The 19,144-nt window shown below is 37.0% G+C and carries 22 protein-coding genes and 2 tRNA genes; 8 read left to right on the forward strand and 16 right to left on the reverse strand.

Going from position 1 to position 19,144, the window contains the following annotated elements; all coding sequences use genetic code 11:
- Nucleotides 1-313: 313 nt before the first annotated feature.
- The gene (locus ASE92_RS14865; RefSeq protein ID WP_056850916.1) at nucleotides 314-1,339 is read right to left on the reverse strand and encodes a LacI family DNA-binding transcriptional regulator; all 1,026 of its coding nucleotides are present in this window, start codon (nucleotides 1,337-1,339) and stop codon (nucleotides 314-316) included.
- Between the two features lie 301 nt (nucleotides 1,340-1,640).
- Here ASE92_RS14865 and ASE92_RS14870 point away from each other — a divergent pair, with 301 nt between their 5' ends.
- On the forward strand, nucleotides 1,641-2,000 hold the full coding sequence (locus tag ASE92_RS14870) for a PleD family two-component system response regulator (protein ID WP_056850917.1): 360 nt from the start codon (nucleotides 1,641-1,643) through the stop codon (nucleotides 1,998-2,000).
- 91 nt (nucleotides 2,001-2,091) lie between these two features.
- Nucleotides 2,092-3,192 (forward strand): DNA polymerase IV, encoded by a 1,101-nt coding sequence (gene dinB / locus ASE92_RS14875; protein ID WP_056850918.1) that lies wholly within the window; start codon nucleotides 2,092-2,094, stop codon nucleotides 3,190-3,192.
- Here dinB and ASE92_RS14880 read toward each other — a convergent pair whose 3' ends face one another.
- Both ASE92_RS14880 and ASE92_RS14885 read right to left on the reverse strand, forming a co-directional pair.
- Nucleotides 3,193-4,728, reverse strand: coding sequence for a SulP family inorganic anion transporter (locus tag ASE92_RS14880; protein ID WP_056850919.1), 1,536 nt, complete (start codon nucleotides 4,726-4,728; stop codon nucleotides 3,193-3,195).
- Between the two features lie 248 nt (nucleotides 4,729-4,976).
- On the reverse strand, nucleotides 4,977-5,624 hold the full coding sequence (locus ASE92_RS14885) for a DUF1349 domain-containing protein (RefSeq protein ID WP_056850920.1): 648 nt from the start codon (nucleotides 5,622-5,624) through the stop codon (nucleotides 4,977-4,979).
- 121 nt (nucleotides 5,625-5,745) lie between these two features.
- Here ASE92_RS14885 and ASE92_RS14890 point away from each other — a divergent pair, with 121 nt between their 5' ends.
- Nucleotides 5,746-6,498: a response regulator transcription factor gene (locus ASE92_RS14890; protein ID WP_056850921.1), complete on the forward strand. Its 753-nt coding sequence runs from the start codon at nucleotides 5,746-5,748 to the stop codon at nucleotides 6,496-6,498.
- On the opposite strand, the gene ASE92_RS14895 is transcribed toward ASE92_RS14890, so the two are convergent.
- The 6 genes from ASE92_RS14895 to ASE92_RS14920 form a co-directional block, all read right to left on the reverse strand.
- A complete protein-coding gene (locus ASE92_RS14895) occupies nucleotides 6,490-7,374 on the reverse strand; it encodes a DUF808 domain-containing protein (RefSeq protein ID WP_056850922.1) in 885 nt (294 codons plus the stop codon). The two genes, ASE92_RS14890 and ASE92_RS14895, sit on opposite strands and share 9 nt — an antisense overlap.
- An 81-nt stretch (nucleotides 7,375-7,455) precedes the next feature.
- Complete coding sequence (locus tag ASE92_RS14900; RefSeq protein WP_056850923.1) at nucleotides 7,456-7,881, reverse strand: DUF1801 domain-containing protein; 426 nt, start codon at nucleotides 7,879-7,881, stop codon at nucleotides 7,456-7,458.
- Between the two features lie 74 nt (nucleotides 7,882-7,955).
- Nucleotides 7,956-8,486, reverse strand: coding sequence for a DinB family protein (locus tag ASE92_RS14905; protein WP_056851203.1), 531 nt, complete (start codon nucleotides 8,484-8,486; stop codon nucleotides 7,956-7,958).
- A 54-nt stretch (nucleotides 8,487-8,540) separates the two neighbouring features.
- Nucleotides 8,541-8,828 (reverse strand): hypothetical protein, encoded by a 288-nt coding sequence (locus ASE92_RS14910; RefSeq protein WP_056850924.1) that lies wholly within the window; start codon nucleotides 8,826-8,828, stop codon nucleotides 8,541-8,543.
- A gap of 56 nt (nucleotides 8,829-8,884) precedes the next feature.
- On the reverse strand, nucleotides 8,885-9,328 hold the full coding sequence (locus ASE92_RS14915) for an Hsp20/alpha crystallin family protein (protein WP_056850925.1): 444 nt from the start codon (nucleotides 9,326-9,328) through the stop codon (nucleotides 8,885-8,887).
- Nucleotides 9,329-9,630: 302 nt separating this feature from the next.
- A complete protein-coding gene (locus ASE92_RS14920; RefSeq protein ID WP_056851204.1) occupies nucleotides 9,631-10,551 on the reverse strand; it encodes a PfkB family carbohydrate kinase in 921 nt (306 codons plus the stop codon).
- A gap of 145 nt (nucleotides 10,552-10,696) precedes the next feature.
- On the opposite strand from ASE92_RS14920, the gene ASE92_RS14925 reads away from it, so the two are divergent.
- The 3 genes from ASE92_RS14925 (at nucleotide 10,697) to ASE92_RS14935 (ending at nucleotide 11,727) form a co-directional block, all read left to right on the forward strand.
- Nucleotides 10,697-10,770, forward strand: a tRNA-Asn gene (locus ASE92_RS14925).
- Between the two features lie 84 nt (nucleotides 10,771-10,854).
- Nucleotides 10,855-10,931, forward strand: a tRNA-Asn gene (locus ASE92_RS14930).
- A 115-nt stretch (nucleotides 10,932-11,046) separates the two neighbouring features.
- On the forward strand, nucleotides 11,047-11,727 hold the full coding sequence (locus ASE92_RS14935; protein WP_056850926.1) for an aspartate/glutamate racemase family protein: 681 nt from the start codon (nucleotides 11,047-11,049) through the stop codon (nucleotides 11,725-11,727).
- Between the two features lie 186 nt (nucleotides 11,728-11,913).
- Here ASE92_RS14935 and ASE92_RS14940 read toward each other — a convergent pair whose 3' ends face one another.
- The 3 genes from ASE92_RS14940 to ASE92_RS14950 all read right to left on the reverse strand — a co-directional run bounded on the left by ASE92_RS14940 (nucleotide 11,914) and on the right by ASE92_RS14950 (nucleotide 13,482).
- The gene (locus ASE92_RS14940) at nucleotides 11,914-12,147 is read right to left on the reverse strand and encodes a cytochrome b5 domain-containing protein (RefSeq protein ID WP_056850927.1); all 234 of its coding nucleotides are present in this window, start codon (nucleotides 12,145-12,147) and stop codon (nucleotides 11,914-11,916) included.
- Nucleotides 12,148-12,304: 157 nt separating this feature from the next.
- Complete coding sequence (locus tag ASE92_RS14945) at nucleotides 12,305-12,991, reverse strand: lycopene cyclase domain-containing protein (protein ID WP_056850928.1); 687 nt, start codon at nucleotides 12,989-12,991, stop codon at nucleotides 12,305-12,307.
- The gene (locus ASE92_RS14950; protein WP_056850929.1) at nucleotides 12,991-13,482 is read right to left on the reverse strand and encodes a hypothetical protein; all 492 of its coding nucleotides are present in this window, start codon (nucleotides 13,480-13,482) and stop codon (nucleotides 12,991-12,993) included. The genes ASE92_RS14945 and ASE92_RS14950 overlap by 1 nt, the downstream gene beginning before the upstream one ends.
- On the opposite strand from ASE92_RS14950, the gene ASE92_RS14955 reads away from it, so the two are divergent.
- On the forward strand, nucleotides 13,482-15,119 hold the full coding sequence (locus ASE92_RS14955) for a phytoene desaturase family protein (protein WP_369817426.1): 1,638 nt from the start codon (nucleotides 13,482-13,484) through the stop codon (nucleotides 15,117-15,119). The genes ASE92_RS14950 and ASE92_RS14955 overlap by 1 nt on opposite strands.
- A gap of 458 nt (nucleotides 15,120-15,577) precedes the next feature.
- Here ASE92_RS14955 and ASE92_RS14960 read toward each other — a convergent pair whose 3' ends face one another.
- From ASE92_RS14960 to ASE92_RS14975, 4 genes are all read right to left on the reverse strand, one after another.
- Nucleotides 15,578-16,108, reverse strand: coding sequence for an RNA polymerase sigma factor (locus tag ASE92_RS14960; RefSeq protein WP_056850930.1), 531 nt, complete (start codon nucleotides 16,106-16,108; stop codon nucleotides 15,578-15,580).
- Between the two features lie 128 nt (nucleotides 16,109-16,236).
- Entirely contained in the window at nucleotides 16,237-17,253 is a 1,017-nt protein-coding gene (murB, locus tag ASE92_RS14965; protein WP_056850931.1) for a UDP-N-acetylmuramate dehydrogenase, read from the reverse strand.
- A 74-nt stretch (nucleotides 17,254-17,327) separates the two neighbouring features.
- Nucleotides 17,328-17,768 carry a hypothetical protein gene (locus tag ASE92_RS14970; RefSeq protein WP_157255759.1) on the reverse strand — a complete coding sequence of 147 codons (441 nt, stop codon included), beginning with the start codon at nucleotides 17,766-17,768 and terminating at the stop codon, nucleotides 17,328-17,330.
- Nucleotides 17,769-17,813: 45 nt separating this feature from the next.
- Complete coding sequence (locus ASE92_RS14975) at nucleotides 17,814-18,254, reverse strand: sterol desaturase family protein (RefSeq protein WP_056850933.1); 441 nt, start codon at nucleotides 18,252-18,254, stop codon at nucleotides 17,814-17,816.
- Nucleotides 18,255-18,425: 171 nt separating this feature from the next.
- Here ASE92_RS14975 and ASE92_RS14980 point away from each other — a divergent pair, with 171 nt between their 5' ends.
- Complete coding sequence (locus ASE92_RS14980) at nucleotides 18,426-19,031, forward strand: TetR/AcrR family transcriptional regulator (RefSeq protein ID WP_056850934.1); 606 nt, start codon at nucleotides 18,426-18,428, stop codon at nucleotides 19,029-19,031.
- Nucleotides 19,032-19,144 lie beyond the last annotated feature (113 nt).

The raw sequence follows: 19,144 nt of genomic DNA on the forward strand, positions 1-19,144 counted from the left end.
TTTAAGCGATAAAAAATAGAGGGAAAACTTAACATAAATTTTATTTTTGATTAATAAACGAACACGAATTATCGCGATGGAAGAGAATTAAACGTCTATAAATCAAATGTTTAAAAAATTGATTTGATAAATTTTAGTGTACTTTTTACACTAAGTTGTTTTCAAGAGATTTTTCGGGAACGTTCCCGAAAATGAAGAAGAAAAACACTGGTTCTTTTCGGGAACGTTCCCGAAGATTGTGCCGAATTCTGCTTATTTTACACTAAGTGAAGAAAAAATTTCAAATTTTCAGACCAAAATTAAACGCTGTTTTTTAGCTTTTTTTGCCCCCAATTACTGTCGAATTTCTTTTAATAATTTTCGATTCCAAAACAACCTCTGTAAAGAGATTTTTATCCTGATTATCATCCAATATTTTGAAAAGTAACTTGGCCGCCTGCTCCCCTATTTCTGTTGCAGGTTGTGTAATGGTTGTTAAAGATGGGTTTAGTAATGGTGCTATTTCCAGACTCGAAAAGCTAATTACTTTTAAATCGTTGGGAATACTAATATTCAAATCGTAGCAAGCATAGTAGGTAGCAAATGCTAAACGCTCTACCGAGGTAAAAACACCATCGGGTTGCAATTGCTGCAACGCATTTTTGATGATCAGACTGTTTTCTTCGTAGCTATTGCTACAATCTACAATCAAATTTTCTTCAAACGGAATTTGGTATTTGGCAAGCGCATCAATGTAGCCCTGCATCCTGGTTTTTCCGATAGACAAACTTTTGTTTACCACCAAATAGGCAATCCGGTTGCAACCTTGCTCAATTAAATGCTCGGTAGCCAGAAAGCTACTGTTATAATCGTTGGTGATTACTCTTGGCGTTTCAATATCTTCATAAATTCGATCAAAGAAAACCAGAGGTAGCCTTTTCGCACCGAATTTATTGAGGTAATTGTGATCGTTGGCTTCACCAGACACCGACATCACTATGCCATCTGCCCGGCCATTATGTAAGTGGCGAATAAAATTTACCTCTTTTTTATAATCATCATCGGTAACATAAATTAAGATATGATAACCGTTTTCCCTGGCCACACGCTCAATACCATGTATGGCTTGAGAGAAGTAATTGTTAGCCAACTCAGGAACAATCACTGCAATGGTTTTGCTTTTTTGTTCTCTTAAATTACTTGCGTAATGGTTGGGTTGATAATTCAGTTCTTTGGCTTTTGCCAAAATACGTTCTTTGGTAGCAATGCTGATGTCACTATTATCTCTAAACGCCCTAGAAATAGTCGAAGTAGATAAATTTAAAGCCTCAGCTAACTTCTTAATATTAATGCTATCCATTTTGGCTACTCACCTATGTAATTGAATTTTCGTTGTAAATATAATCTATAATATATCGAAATAAATAGATGAAACTGCTGAAAACTTCCAGTTTCTTATTCTGATGAACATTTGAGCAATAAAAAACTAATATGTTACGATGAGGATAAACTAATTTAGAATTATAAATAACCAGGCTAATCTATATCAAAATAAATTGCGTTATTTGAAAACAAAAACCACTAATTCAGTATTAATACTATACTAGTTATCATCTTTATCCTCACATTTAAATAGATCACTATAGCAAAAATTTACGCCAATGGGAACTAAGAAAATACTCATCGCCGATGATGACGAAGGGATTGTAGATGCAGTGACGATGATATTGGAAGTAATGGGTTATGAGGTGGAATTTACTTACGATGGCGGGGCGGTTATTGAAGCCGTGAAAAATAAACCAGACTTAATTTTGTTAGATATTTGGATGAGCGGACATGATGGCCGCGACATTTGTAAATTGCTTAAAAGTGATCCTCAATATCAAAAAATACCTATTTTAATGATTTCAGCAAGTAGAGACATCCGTCAGTCTGCTTTGGATGCCGGCGCCAACGATTTCATGGAAAAACCGTTTGAAATGGATTCGCTTCTCAATAAGGTTGAATTTCTGTTGAATTAAAGTCATACCTTAAAATGATCTAGAATTACCAGGCTACAAGCTCCAGAAATATGCTGTTATCAAGTTTAAATTTCCGAAATTTAGGCTTTAGATGTCTGATCAAAATCTACCTCTTTTAAGAAAGATCATCCACATTGATATGGATGCATTCTATGCTTCCGTAGAGCAACGGGATTTTCCGGAGTATAGAGGCAAGCCTATAGTGGTGGGTGGCAAACCCGACAGCCGTGGCGTTGTTGCAACTGCCAGTTACGAAGCCCGTCAGTTCGGAATTAAATCTGCCATGTCTTGCAGCAAAGCCTATCAGCTCTGTCCTACTGCGATTTTTGTGTACCCCCGTTTTGATGCTTATGCAAGCGCATCGAAATCCATCCGAGAAATATTTAGCCGCTACACCGATATTATTGAGCCTTTATCTTTAGATGAAGCCTATCTTGATGTTACCGAAGATAAGCTAGGAATAGGTTCTGCTATCGACATTGCAAAATCGATTAAAGATGCTATAAAAAACGAACTCAATTTAACCGCATCGGCGGGTGTTTCGGTAAGTAAATTTGTGGCTAAGGTTGCTTCAGATATGAACAAACCAGATGGATTGACTTTCATCGGTCCTTCGAAAATCAAAGCTTTTATGGAGAAGTTGCCTGTCGAAAAGTTTTTTGGCGTAGGTAAAGTAACGGCTGCTAAAATGAAAGCAATGCAAATCAATACCGGTGCTGATTTAAAAAAGCTAAGTGAGGCGCAATTAATCTCCCAATTTGGGAAATCGGGCCAGTTCTATTATAAAATTGTAAGGGGAATTGATGACCGGCCGGTAAGAGCAAATCGGGAAACAAAATCTGTAGGAGCCGAAGATACTTTATCTGAAGATACCAATGAAGATGCGGTAATGCATGATCTACTCCGACAAATTAGCGAAACGGTAGCGAAGCGATTAGAAAAATATCAGCTAAAAGGCAAAACGGTTACGCTAAAAATTAAGTTTGAAGACTTTAAGATTATTACCAGAAGCAGGTCTTTTCCCGCCTCAATTAATAAGACGGAAGCCATTTATACCGAAGCCATTAACTTATTAAATGAGGCCAATATTGGCTTTGCAAAGATAAGACTACTGGGAATTACGCTATCTCGATTTTATGATGACATTGCAGAAGAAAAACTAGAAAATAGTCAGCTAGAATTCGATTTCTAATTATTTCTCCGTAGCGATTTTATAACGAGGATCATCGATGATGTTGACCTCAATAATATCTTCGGCATTCTTAAGTAACCGTTTACAATCTTCACTTAAAAACCGCAAATGAAGTTTTTTATTGGCATTCCGGTATTTTTCAGTCAGTTTGTTTAACGCATCGATACCAGACATATCATAAATTCTACTGCCTTTAAAATCGATTACTACATACTCAGGATCATTAGACACTTCAAAGAGATCGTTAAAATTTGCTACGGAGCCAAAAAATAAAGGACCATAAATTTCATAATGTTTAACCCCATCTTCATCTTTAAATTGATTAGCCCTTATCCGTTTTGCACTCTGCCAGGCAAATACCAAGGCAGAAATAATAACGCCAATTAATACGGCCAAGGCTAAATTGTGGAGCCAGACCGTAATTACAGCCACAGAGATCCCAATAAAAATATCTTGTCTGGGCATTTTATTAATCACCTTAAAACTCATCCACTCAAATGTGCCAATGGCAACCATCATCATTACGCCAACCAATGCCGCCATTGGAACCCGCTCAATAACCGGCGCACCGATGAGAATAATAAGTAAAATCGTTAATGCTGCTATAATGCCCGAAAGTCTTGCCCTTGCTCCGGCAGATAAATTTACAAGCGTTTGTGCAATCATCGGGCATCCGCCCATACCTGTAAAAAAGCCATTGGCAATGTTCGCAATTCCCTGGGCAATACTTTCCCTGTTTCCATTGCCTTTGGTTTCCGTAATTTCATCAACCAAATTTAGAGTGAGCAAACCTTCTGTTAAACCTACCCCAGCCATAATTAATCCATAAGGAAAAATGATTTTTAAAGTGTCTAAATCAAAAGGGATTTTAGGGATGTGAAAAGGTGGAAAACCTCCGCTTACTGAAGCAATGTTTTTAACCAGTTTGGTATCTATATTGAAAACGAGAACGACAATAAATACAACTATAATAGCGACTAGCGAGGATGGAATTGCTTTGGTGAATTTTGGCAAAACAACAACAATAAGCACCGTTAGGGCCACTAAACCCAACATGGTGTAAAGTGCCGATCCGCTTAACCAAGTAATATTGCCGCCTACAATTGTTTTAAACTGCTCTAGCTGCGACATGAAAATAATTACAGCCAGCCCATTTACAAAGCCAAACATTACAGGCTGAGGAACGAGTCTTACAAATTTACCAAGTTTAAAAAGGCCAACCAAAATCTGTACTATTCCCGCAAAAGCAACAGCAGCAAATACATATTCTATGCCATGGCTCTTCATTAAAGCAATGAGTACAATTACGGTTGCTCCGGCCCCTCCTGATACCAAGCCAGGCCTACCGCCCAAAACTGCGGTAACTAGCCCCATGATAAAGGCTGCGTACAAACCTGTTAAAGGTGGGAAACCTGCTAAAATAGCAAACGACAAAGATTCGGGAATCATCGTCATCGCAACAGTGAGTCCAGCTAAAATCTCTGTTTTATAATTTATTTTTTTAGAGAAGTCGAATAGCTGCAGGTAGGGTTTCATTGCTGTTTTTTGAAGCCACAAATATCAGCTTTTATCTTGAAATCGATAATAATAAATGATATTGCTTAGTTTATTCGCTTCAAACCTTCCTTGCAAATCCTTTTCGAATGCGACCAGAAGAAAGTGCTACAAATGATCGTAATATGGCGCCAGGCAAAACATTGGAACTATCTTTAATACAAAACGCCGTAGAATTTCAACCTCCGTACCTATCTAGTGGTCTGTAAACAAATGTTTATCACCAACAGTTATTGGTGATTTTTTAACCATTCAAGTCTTCGCTGGTCTGGTAAATGTTTAACCTTAAACGCTTCAAATTTTGCTTCAAAACCATTGCCATCTGGACTGGCAGCCATTAATCCAACCATAACAGGGGTGTTATCTTGTAATGGAGCATTTCTCGTCATGATATAATTTTTATCATCAAGGGAATAAAAAATTTCAACAGCATCAAGTCTTCTTACTGCTTTAACCCAAATAAATGGAGGTACTTTTTCGAGCGGTAAAACACTCCAGTCGCTTTTTTGATTTGTGACTACAGTGCTCACATTAAATTTTCCATCTACAAACTCCACTCCTGTTTTGATATAATTTTGATGATCAACGCGAATCATTAAACCCATCTGATCAAAACGAGCTTTATAATCTCCCGTTAATTTTACTTTTACCTCAAATTCACCGCCATAGGTGCCATAGTAGAACGGAGCATCATCTACGGTAAAACCATAATGCGAAATGCGCCAATAATCGCTTTGAGGAGTTACCTTCATCATTAGGCTGTTATCTTTCACTGACCACTTTTCAGGCTCATTAAACCATTGCATATTATTTAAATTTTGGGCTTGTAATTTATTTAGGTTTACTAATATACAGATGGCCAATAGTATCTTTTTCATTCTTTGTCTTATCATTTTTAAGGTTACATCTAAACCTGAGTTTATCCAACCGGAAGCTCAAAGTTATCTATGATTTCCCTATCGTTCAATGGTGAAAAATAACCATTACCTTTGAGAAGCAATGAGAAATTTACTTGAAATTAAACTGTTAGGGCAAACCTTTAAAGGTAATGCAAGCGAGAATTTACAAATTGAGCAGGCTAAGGCAATTGCTGAAATGTACAGTAAACTTGAGAACGGGATTAGCGTATTAAGCGATTTGAAGAGCAGGAAAAGTTATATTTTTTATAATTCCATTGCGAACGACCTCGGCCTTTCCGAGCAAAAAGATGAAATCAATTCCATTTGGGAAGACGAACTATTAAGCAAAGTTCATCCGGAAGATTTGACTAAAAAATACCAGTTAGAATTTCAATTCTTTAGGATGATTCAGTCCTTTAGCCTGGACGAAAGACAGCATTATGAAGTAATTACCAGGTTAAGAGTAAAAAATAGGGAGGGAAAATATGTGATGCTGAAGCACCGGCTAATTTATATCGCAAACGCCGCTGATGGTAATGTTTGGCTGGCACTTTGTCTTTACAACTTGATTTATGATCATCCTGAATATAGTATCTCAGGCGGTTTAATCGTGAATAAACAGACAGGAAAAGTGATAGATAACGAGATCAGAAATCTCTCAAACCTGCTCTCCAGTCGAGAGCAGGAAATTCTAAAATTGATTAAACACGGAAAACGAAGTAAAGAAATTGCTGATAAACTTTCACTAAGCATTAATACGATCAACCGCCACCGCCAAAATATTTTTCAAAAATTAAACGTGACGAATGCCTTGGAAGCTTGCAGAATTGCAGAAACGCTTGAATTATTTTGAGACCGCTGGCTTTTTCCTGAACAAGCTAATTAGCTTTTTGCCCACTATCATTACAGGAACAGCAATTAAACCACCCACGATTCCCGCTCCAAATTCTTTTATCGTAGACTGAAGGTTTGGCAAAACATGGTGCATAAATTCAATATTATGCACAAAGATCCCCCCTGCAACCAAAATTAAAGCAATGGTACCCACTACGGCTAAGGTTTTTATAATGATGGGCAAAGCTTTAACCAGTAAATGCCCCAGAGATGCCCAAAAACCTTTATCGTTGGAGCGCTTTATCAATTTATGGCCAGCATCATCCATACGGACGATTAAAGCGACAATGCCGTAAACACCAACCGTAGCTAAAATAGCTACAACAGATACAGTTAAAATTTGAATGGCTAATGATTTATCTAAAACACTTCCAAGCGCAATAATTACGATTTCTATAGAAAGAATAAAATCTGTTAATACCGCCGATTTAACCTTCGCCTTTTCTGCTTCAGCATCGTCTTGTCTAACTTCCGCAGCAGCCACCGGTGCTGGCTTTGACCGATGAAAAAAGAACTCAATAATTTTTTCTACTCCTTCATAGGCTAAGTAAAAGCCCCCTAAAACCAAGATCACTTTGATGGCAACCGGAAAAAATGCCTGAAGCAATAACGCAATAGGAACAATAATCAGCTTATTCAAAAATGATCCTTTTGTAATGGCCCACAGCACCGGAATTTCTCTCGATGCCAAGAAACCAGTGGCTTTTTCAGCATTAACAGCTAAATCATCTCCTAAGATACCTGCGGTTTTTCGGGTAGCCAACTTGCTAGCCATCGCCACATCATCCATTAAAGCACCTATATCATCTAAAATTGCAAAAAAACCTGAAGCCATTTGTATCTAATAATTATGCCGCAAAATAGAAATTCGTTTCGGAATTGAGCGAATTATACTGAACAACATTAATCCGAATACTTAAACTAAATTATCGAGCGATAGTTTTATAATCTTTCGTAATACATCTAAATTTATGTCATCAAGCTTATTAATGTAAAGGCAACCTACTCCGGTTTTGTGCTTTCCAAGTTCTTTCATCAGATCCAAATGTTTTTCATAATTCACAGTAAGGTACAACGATAAATTCGCCTTACGTGGCGAAAACCCAATCCGCAGCCAGTTTACTGTTCTTCCGGTTGCCGCACTGGTAACTTGTTTATTCCCAAACCCAATAATCGCACTGCTCCACAATACCGGCTCTTCACCACTGGCATCCTTCATCATTTGCAAAATAGTAAAGCTGTCTTCACGTTTTTGCTCATCATTGATGCTGTTAATAAATTCATCCACACTGGCTTGTGTTGGTTTTGTTTTAATTTCTGCAAGCTTCTTTTTCTGAGCCATGTTGCATTTACAGCTGATGGTTTCCAAAAGTATTGTTAAAAAAAATGGAGTAATTTATTCGCCCCATTCTAATGCTAAAATAACTTTTCGGCAGGCGGAGTTGCACCAGCCAAACGAATGTAAACAGTTCCTTGTCCTCTGTGATGCGTTTGATGCTCAAAACATTTATTAAGTGCATCTTCTCGGGTCATTTCGAATTTCCCAAAAAGTTTTACTTTTTCTGATAGCTTCTCGGCCGACATTTTTTTAATACCAGCAATTACGAAGTCGTAGCTTGCTAAAACATCTTTTGTTACCGTTGACTTCGATTTATCGGAGCCTTTCTCTAAGCCGCCCATCGCTACCGGACTTTTTTCATCCGTAGCTGCCGATGCGAATGCGTAATTTGCATCAGCGAGGTGTAAAAACTGATCGGCGAAAGACCGCATTTGAGGCGTAGGTTTCAAAGAAAAAGAACCTTCAGGCATGGCGTCTAAATATTCTTTTGTGTAAGTCTTGGCTCGTTCCCAGTCTGCAACGGTTTTTTCTAGAGCAGTTTGTGCTTTAGCTGTTACGATCGAAAACATCAACAGCACTAGCAAAGAGGATTGTTTAATTATTTTCATTTTGTCGAATTTATACTCAAACATATGGAGTATTGATGGAATAAAAGAATTAAATCAATGAGCCAACTGATGCTGCTTAAACAATTCCCTTGTGATCAACTTCACATTGGTCGCGAGTTGATTGTAAGTACAATGTTTGGCATTAACTGGAAAAGGAATGCCTCTTTCCCATTTAATAAAATCAATCAACATAATAGACTCTTTTGTGATGTCTTCGGTTCCTTCCATCATGTTAAACAACTCCTTTGCAAAAAGCTCGTTGGCACCAACCTGAAAGCATCCGTATTCTTCAATACCTTTACACAGTTTGAACTTCAATGATATTTCGAAATTAGTTTTCATAACAAAACAAAAGAGCCGCCATTACAGGCAGCTCTAAACTGATTATTAAATGCTAATTATTGGATTTCGATTTGTCGGGTAACCATTTTGGCTTCTTCCCTTTTTGGAATATCAATATTTAAAATTCCGCTATCGTATTTCGCCTGAATCTGATCCGCATTTGCACTTTCTGGTAGGGTGAAGCTTCTCACAAATGAGCTGTAGCTATACTCCCGCTTTGCATAACTTCTTTCATGCCTTTGATCTTGGTGACTTTGCTCTACCGAGATCGACAAAACATCGCCTTCGAGTTTCAGTTTGAAATCTTCTTTGGCGAGGCCAGGCACAGCAAGTTCGATGTGAAAGTGATCTGCAGATTCGCTAACATTTGCAGCAGGTACTCTTGTAACCATTCGATCAGAGAAGAACGTATCGTTGAAGATCGAATCAAAAACATTGTTAAAGGCCGGTATTGAATTGGTCTTTTTGTTGTTTTCCGAATTAAATTTAACCAGTGTCATAGGTTTTTCCTCCTTAAATTTATTAATGATTAAAAAACTAAATAATTAATTAAACTCTTGAGCCAAATGCTCAAACTACCTTAAACAACTCAAATGCCAAACCTTTTTTGCCCGGGTTTAGCTGAAAAATTTTCATAAAAAGTGAAAAATTTTCAGTCGTAATGCCAAAAATGCATTTAGGCTAAGCTATTAAAAGGCATATCGAATCTCTTCGCTCAATAATATAGAGTGGTACTAAAACACAGAAGCCTCTTCTAAAGAAAAGGCTTCTGCAACAAATTTTAAATAGTGATTTTTGAAACTTAAGCTTCGATGGTAAATGCACTCAACTCCACAAACTGTTGTATTCTTGCTGCCACTTCTTCTTCTGTTAAATTCAATAATTTTTCGGTACCAAATTTTTCTACACAAAATGATGCAAGCGCAGAGCCATAAATAATCGCATTTTTCATGTTGTTGAAGTTGATGGAACCAACTTTAGCCATATACCCAATAAAACCGCCAGCAAATGTATCTCCAGCACCTGTTGGATCGAATACTTCTGCCAATGGTAATGCAGGTGCAGAGAAAATCTGATCTTCATGGAATAACAATGCACCGTGCTCTCCTTTTTTAATGATCAGGTACTTTGGACCCATAGCCAAAATTTTCTTGGCAGCCTTAACCAGAGAATATTCTCCAGACAATTGACGGGCTTCTGCATCATTAATAGTTAAGACATCGACCAATTTAATGGTTTCCAGCAAGTCGCCCATCATAATATCCATCCAAAAGTTCATGGTGTCCATCACGATTAATTTCGGGCGATTTTTTAACCGTTTGATTACCGTTTGCTGAACTTGTGGCGTTAAATTGCCCAACATCAAGTATTCGCAATCCTGATAGCTCTCCGGAATAATTGGATCGAAATTTTCCAATACGTTTAGCTCAGTAACTAAGGTGTCTCTGCTGTTCATATCGTTATGATATTTTCCAGACCAGAAAAACGACTTTTCACCCGCTTTTACCTGTAAGCCTTCGGTATCAATACCATGTTGTTTGAAACTATCTATATCAGATTGTGGAAAGTCATCACCTACTACTGCAACAATTTTTGCCTTGTTATAGAAGTAAGATGCAGCTAAACTTGCGTACGTTGCGGCGCCACCAACAATTTTATCTGTTTTTCCAAATGGAGTTTCAATAGCATCGAAAGCTACAGTACCTATGATTATCAGGCTCATATATTTTATTTTGAATTTTTTTAAAAATTTTTCACTGCAAATATTGCATAAATAATTTAAAAGCCCTAATATTGCATTCCCAAAACGAACAAGGGCTGATAAGCTGCAAAGCATAAAGAACCTCGTTTTAGGAAACAACCAGCACTCCTTCTTAGCTCAGCTGGTTAGAGCATCTGACTGTTAATCAGAGGGTCGCTGGTTCGAGCCCAGCAGAGGGAGCAAAAATCCTCACAGCAATGTGGGGATTTTTTATGAAATGATTGCCAAAGGATTTTGGCAAATTGAATACAAAATGAATAATATTCCTTCTTAGCTCAGCTGGTTAGAGCATCTGACTGTTAATCAGAGGGTCGCTGGTTCGAGCCCAGCAGAGGGAGCCAATATCAAGAACAAGCCTTACCATGCCCGGTGAGGCTTTCTTGTTTTAGAAATTCTAATAATCAAGCGGCTGTTAAAGGCGTTTGAAATAAGTTAATATTGGCAATAAATATTTCAATGAAAAAAATAGGACTGGTTGGCGGAATAAGCTGGGTATCAACAATGGATTATTACAAACTCATTAACGAGGGGGTAAATGCCAGGCTTGGCGGCTTGAACTTTGCAGAATGCATCATTTATTCCTTGAATTTTGGCGACATTCAATCCGCAGGCTGGGATAATTCTTATGAATTATTGTTAGGTGCATGCAAAAGCTTGAAAAACATAGAGGTTGACAGTATTGTTTTATGTGCAAATACAGCCCATCTTTTTGCGGATAAACTTCAGCATACAATCGGACTGCCTATCATCCACATTGGAGAAGAAACTGCAAAAGCGATTAATAAAACTGGGTACAAAAAAGTAGGCCTATTGGCTACAAAGTTCACAATGGAAATGAATTTCTACAGAGACAAACTAGAAAAGCATGGACTGGAGGTTCTCATACCTGAAAAGCAGGAAACCCGAGATTACATTCAACGAACCTTGAAAGAAGAGTTAGGGATAGGTTTTATTAATCCGGAAACAAAAATCAATTACATCTCTATTATAAAAGAACTTGTAAACAGTGGCGCTGAATGTATCCTATTAGGGTGTACAGAAATACCTATGCTAATCAATCAGGACGACTTTGATATCCCCATGTTTGATACTACAAAAATACATTCGCAAGCAATTGTTGATTATATCGTTTCGTAAAATCAAGGGGAATATTGATTTTGATATTAATCTGCTTGTTCCAGCTCAGCCAGCCCGAAGCCTGACGTGATAGTTTTCGCCTTGTATATAGGTTCATAGAATTTACGATGATTGCCTCGAAAATTTTTTGAAAGAGAATTACCATCCAGAATGAGAAAGAGTTGTTTATTAATTCTTTGCCTGGTTTTAGCCAACTTTTCCAATAGGAGTAAATTTTTCAAAAACGGCGTCGGTATGGGGAGCATCAGGTAATTCATCTGTTAAATCTTGTCCGGCCCAATGCTCGTAATGTTTACCATTTCGCCATAATCGGCTGTCAGTCATGTCGTAAATCAAACCTTTGTGTGCAACCCAAATCTGCGGTTTATCTTGCCCGTTCCTTAACGCTAATTGTTGTTTTGTATAAATCGGCAGCTCCATTAGTTTGTGTACATTTCAAGGTTGTCAGTAGTTTTGTTATAGCACAAGCCCTTGTTTTTAAACCCGACAAAAGCGGCAGCCTCCGGCCTTTCCGGAGCTATAGCGTATGGCGGGACAATTTGACCCAAGATGTAAAAACTTTCATTTCCTAAACATATCATCCCATTTGTAAAGCTTTACTTTTAAATCGCTCGTATAGATAAATGTTCATTAACAACAAACCCATCAAATAAAAATGATCTTCAAAAGGAATAGTGCCAACGCGGAAATTTAAATTTTCATTGTTGTTATAAATCACCACCGGGATGGATGTTAAAAAGCCGTTTACAATATAAAAAGGGATCAGCGCAACTAAATAGGCCCGATAAAATTTGTACATGAACCTGTATTTTTGGTTGACATACTCTACTGAGAACAATAAAACGAATAGAAAACCGAAGTTGATTAACGTATACCATTTGGTATAACCAAAAAATAAAAATGCAAAGCAGATACCCAAAACGGCATGGCTTACCGCCAAACTATATTTTTGCAGGCTGTTATTAGGGAAATATGCATTAAGGCATTCGTAGATAAATACGCAAGCATAAGGAACAGTGAGAAAGAACAACATTTCTTCCAGTGGCAGGCCCCATAAATAAATACCCACGAGGTAATTGGGATTGAAAGACCACACATCAAGCTTTACAAACAACAAATCCCAGATTAAAAAAACAACGCCCGTAATCAAGATAGCGGGGATGATAAATCTCCATTTGCTATAGAAATGAACTTTTTTATCAAAAGACAAGGCAAGGGGAAATAAGATTACTCCAATATTGATGAGTAGGTAAACGTAATTCATTATATGTATTTCTGTAAAGTTTTAATTTCTTCGGCGGTACAACGCTTACTATCAATCATAAACCGGGCTACATTTTTTATTAAGGCGTCATCTGCGACCCCAAAGTTACGGTTCTGGTAATGCTTAACAATTTCTTTCCTATCGATGTTTAGATTTTTACTAAGCCCTAAAAAGCCTGGGGTAAAGTGCTCAATCGAAAAGCGCATAAAACGGATTTCAAGATTTTCTTTGTCCATATTTACTGCTTTTTGCATGGTTTTCAGAGAACCTTTAACGTATTTTATTTTATTATAGGGGTTCCAGGTATGTTTAGCTTTCAACGCTTCTAAAGTACCCGCATAGGCAACGGTTAACGCAGTTTTATTTGGTAACCGGTTCAGTTTTCTAAATAGCGAATCCGTTAATGCTTCATTATCTACTGCTTTAACCAAATTGGTTTTTAAAACTGCGATCTCTTTTGGAGAAAGCTGTGCTTTTGCAACATTTATCAATGCAAAACAAGTTAGGAACAAAAATCGCAGTTTTATCATGTATACGCAAAGGTAAGAAAAGCGAATGGTTTTATACTTTCGTATTTTTGTTAGCTATCGATAGAGAAAAGCATGCTGATCAAAACAAAATCATTAAAAATCGCTTTATTTACACCATGGATAAAAAACCAAAGGTAACCGTGATCGGTGCCGGTTTCGCAGGAATATCTGCCGCAGCATTATTGGCGAAAGATGGTTGCGATGTTACTGTTATTGAAAAAAATGAAATGGCCGGGGGCCGAGCCAGAACCTGGAGTAAAGATGGTTTCTTATTTGATATGGGGCCAAGCTGGTATTGGATGCCTGATGTTTTTGAAAATTTCTATCAAATATTCGGCAAGAAAACTGCCGATTTCTATGAGCTTAAAAGGCTGAATCCATCTTACCGTATCTATTTTGGAAAAGAGCAAAATATAGATGTACCTGCTACGCTTGAAGAATTATATGAGCTTTTCGAAAAGCTCGAACCTGGGAGTTCTAAAAACCTCGATTCTTTTTTAGCACAGGCAAAGTATAAATACGATGTAGGAATGAATGAATATGTGTTCAAGCCTTCGCACAGTGTGATGGAATATTTTGATCCGCGTTTGGCTATTAGTGGCATTAAACTGCAGCTGTTAGGCAACATGCGCAAACACGTACATCAGCTTTTTAAAAATGAGCAACTTCGGAAGCTTTTGGAGTTCCCTGTACTGTTTTTAGGCGCTACTCCACAAAACACTCCAGCATTGTATAGTTTAATGAACTATGCTGACTTAGTTTTGGGTACCTGGTATCCCATTGGTGGCATGCATAAAATTGTTGAAGCCATGCAAAGCATAGCCGAGCAACAGGGTGTAAAATTCCTGTTCAATACCGAAGTAGATAAAATTAGTGTGGAGGATGGAATTGCAAATAAACTTTTAACCAACCAAGGCAACTTTGCCACTGATTTTGTAGTTGGCAACGCTGATTATCATCATATAGAAGAAAAATTATTGGACAAGGCTTATCGCAACTATGATGAAAAATATTGGCAATCGAGAACAATGGCTCCTTCTTGCCTGCTTTTTTATATCGGTTTAAATAAGAAATTAAACAATATCCTTCATCATAATCTATTTTTCGATGAGGATTTTGATGCACATGCTGAAGAAATTTATACGAACCCGAAGTGGCCAGATAAACCTTTATTTTATGCTTGCTGTCCGTCGGTGACCGACGAAAGCGTTGCACCGGTAGGCTGCGAGAATTTATTTTTCCTGATTCCTATTGCCCCTGACCTGGAAGACAGTGACGCTAAGCGGGAGGAATATTTTAATTTATTGTTAGAACGATTTAAGATTTTAACAGGCAATGATATTAAAGATGATATTATTTTTAAGCGAAGTTATGCCATGAAAGATTTTGTTGAAGATTACCATGCTTTCAAAGGCAATGCTTATGGCTTAGCAAACACTTTGAAACAAACTGCATTTTTAAAACCTAAAATGAAAAGCAAAGTAACAAATATGTTATATACCGGACAATTGACTGTTCCAGGCCCTGGAGTGCCTCCTGCAATCATATCTGGCCAAGTGGCAGCAAAAGAAATAATAAAAAAGTTAAAAAAAGCTTGACAAACTTAAAATTTCCCTTATCTTTATATCCACAAAACAAAAACACTGCAAATAACCTTTTAAACGCAATATTGTTTGAGGTTTGCATTTGTTTCGAATAGAGAGAGAAGGCAAATTGTTGAAAGCAAACATAAGAATCAACTAACCAAATATATGATAAGCAATAAGGCCTGGATATTTTCCGGGCCTTTTGCTTTTCCAGAAAATCCTTTGAACAGCAATAATCCATACACTATTAACGTTGGCAGCTCTTGCCAATAGCAGTTCATTTTGAAATTAGCCCCGATTGTACGAAAAACTCTGAGCTGTGCGTGGGATGGTGTAATGGAAAAAGCGAGGACTTGTAGGGAAAGCGGGAACTCGCATACAAAAGGGTTCTAATTGTTGAGCTCCAAAAAATTTGAAAAAAAAAGTCTCAACTTTCGCTGAGACTTCTCATTCTTTTCAGAAAATATAGGTTATGACATTTCTGCGATAGCAATATCTTTAGAATATGTTTTCAAATATTTTTTCAAGATTCCTCTCGCCACGTGAATACGGGTTTTTACAGTACCGATTGGAATCTGCAACATATCGGCAATTTCATGGTATTTGTAACCTTCGAAATAACGAATGAAAGGAACGTAATATTCTTCTGGTAATTGAGCAAGTGCTTTGTCAATATCACCAAGTACAAATTTACTTTCTGCTTGGTTTTTGGTTGCACTATACGAAAGGTTAGCAGAAGAAATATCTTCGCTTTGTGTAATTAAAGTATTTGTTTTTACTAAACGACGGTAGTTGTTAATGAAAGTATTTTTCATAATGGTAAACAACCACCCTTTTAAATTTGTTCCTTCTTTAAACTTGTTGTAGTAAGTGATGGCTTTGAGCATTGTATCTTGAACAAGATCATTTGCATCTTCGGCATCTTTGGTAAAATTTAAAGCATAAGATCTAAGTGAAACTGAGTGATGGTTAACCAGATGATTGAATTCAAATTTTGTCATGATATTTAGCTTTAGGTAAGATTTAAAACAAATGAATTGATGTTCATTGTTTTTTACTAAACAAACTTAATACCAAGTTTTTTTGGCACGGAACTAAAACATCAAAACCTTGCTAAAGGTTGCTTCCGTCACAGAATATTTACTTCTCTTTCCAGAGTGACTCCAAAAGTAGACTTCACACTGTCTATTATTTGTGCAGAAAAGTTATACACTTCCGAACCGGTTGCATTTCCATGATTAACCAATACCAGGGCCTGATTTTTCCAAGTACCGGTTTGGCCAACTACTTTGCCTTTCCAACCACATTGCTCTATCAACCAGCCCGCAGCAAGTTTGATCTTGTCATCGGGTGTTGGATAGTGCACAACATCCGGATGCTTGGCCACCACATCGGCAAATTCATACTTTTCGATTACCGGGTTTTTAAAAAAGCTACCGGCATTGCCAATGGTAGATGGATCAGGAAGTTTACTCACCCGAATATGTGATACCGCCGAAGAAACATCGGCAATGGTTGGATTTTCTATCGCCCTCTTTTGAAGTTCAACTTCGATAGCACCATAAGAGGTGTTTATTTTTGGTTGTACAGATAAGCGGAAAGTTACTGAGGTAATGATAAATTGACCTTTTAAATTCCCCTTAAAAATACTTTCGCGATAACCGAAATGGCAATCGCTGAAATTAAAGGTTTTGATTTCGCCGGTTTTGATTTCGAATGCGGTACAATTTTCAAAAACATCTTTAAGTTCTACCCCATAAGCGCCAATATTCTGAATGGGCGAAGCGCCAACCGTTCCAGGGATTAAGCTTAGGTTTTCTACTCCTGCAAAGTTTTCTTCTACGCAATAGTTTACAAAATCGTTCCATACTTCGCCAGCACCTGCAGTAACGAGTATATTGTCGCCATCGGTTTTTGATTCGATTCCTTTAATGCTGATCTTGATTACTAAACCCTCAAAATCTTGTGTAAAAAGCACATTGCTCCCACCGCCGATGACTAATAATTTCTGCGTTTTAGTAAGTTCGTTTTCGAATAAGGCTTTTAAATCTGCTTCAGAAAAAATCTCCGCGAAATAATTTGCCTTAACATCGATACTGAAAGAGTTGTAAGGTTTGAGCGAAATATTTTCTTGAATGTGAAGCATATCTAGTTTGTATTTGCCACAAAAGTAAAATAAAAAGGGATGAAATTTTAAAATGGAATAAAAGCAGATTTTTTTTACTCCACGATCTGAGTAATCGCCTTATCAAAATTGAAACTGATGCTTTCTCTGTTTACACCCTCGATTTTTACACGCGATAGTGTCCAGCCTAGAAACTCTGGTTTCGTTTTTGCCAATTCGAGTAACCGATAGCGTTGTTTCGTTAAAGCTGCACTTACTAAACCTACACTATCTGATTCGGCTTGCGGTAAATGTTCAATCTCAGTCTCCAAAACTGCCAATGTGGAATCTAACTGATGGCCTTTACTCAAGCTATCAGCGTAAGCTTTTGGCGAGATGTTGTAAAGGCTATCTAACTTTGCATCTTTAAAATCGAGTTTCTGTTCAGCATTTTCATATTTAGATTCAACCAAATCTATGGCTCGATCTTTATCTGTTTTTTTTGTACAGGAAAATATCAATATTGAAATTGCAAAGAGGCGGAATATATTTTTCATAAAAGAAAGTTTACAAGTTGGAAATAAGCACCTTGCCAGAATTTATCAGCTATTTAACAAATCCTTCCGCACAAACAATAACCCAAAGGCTCTACTTTTCTCCTTGCCTTGATTTTTGTGATGAATTTTATGCGCTTTTCTCACTGCTTTTAAATAGCCATTATCACTCTTAAACGTTTTAAATCTTCTATGTACAAACCAGTCGTGAATGATAAAATAGATTACGCCGTATACACTAATTCCTAATCCAATGAAGAAACGATAACCAAAAACATCTTTATCAATAAACATTAAATAAAGTGACAGACCCGCAAAAAGCAAGGCAAATAAATCGTTCCATTCGAAAAATGAATGTGATTTTTCATGATGACTTTTATGCATAAACCATAGCGGACCATGAAATAGATATTTATGTATGCACCAGGAAACGCATTCCATTACGACGATGGTAGAAATTACGATCACGATGCTTAAAAATACATTCATTTCTAAAGTTTATCTAAGAGTTGCAAATTATCTAATAAACCATTTAAAAATGCTTTTAAGTGTCATAACATTGTAACATAACATTCAATTTTTAATCAGATGATTAACATTTAAAATTATTGGTCTATTTTTGACTAAAATATTAAAAAAGTCAGAAAGTAGAAAAGTAAGATGATTGTAGCTGATAAAAAGAGAGAACAGATTATTGAGGGCGCTATAAAAAGATTTAGTCATTTCGGTATTGGAAAAACCACTATGAACGATATTGCTGATGACCTTTCGGTTTCCAAACCCTCTCTTTATTATTATTTCCCAGATAAGAAACACTTAATTCTTGGCGTGATAGAGAAGATTTTTAACGAATTTTTTGAGGCCATACAAAAGAAGTACAATCCCGAACTGGGATTAGAGACCATACTGGTAAATACAATAGATGTTAGAAATACCTTTTTCCAAAAATATTACATGTTAAAGATTGCGGAAGGTGTTCCAGATTTATTAAACGACGAATCGATTAAAACCAAGCTTAATGAATTAAAAGATATTGAAAAAGATTTTTTCGCAAAGGTTTTCGGCAGTGCAAAAGAAAAAGGTGAAATAGACCATGAAGACGTAGCTCATATTGCAGAGCTATACTTAGAAAGCTTGATGGGTTTAACCACCATGTGCGTAATGGAAACGGCTAAAGATATTTTCCCTGATAAGAAAGCATTAAATAAGATGAGCCAAAAGCAGAAAGATCTTTCTTCAATTTTCACAAAAGGATTGAAGTGCTAGGAACAAAAAGAGTAAGGAGTAAAGAGCAAGGATCAAGGAGTAAAGAACAAGTATTTCCAGTGCTAAACATTTGCAATTGTCATCACGTCTTGATACTTGATACCAACTACTTG

This window comes from Pedobacter sp. Leaf41, from assembly GCF_001422545.1.
Classification (GTDB): domain Bacteria; phylum Bacteroidota; class Bacteroidia; order Sphingobacteriales; family Sphingobacteriaceae; genus Pedobacter.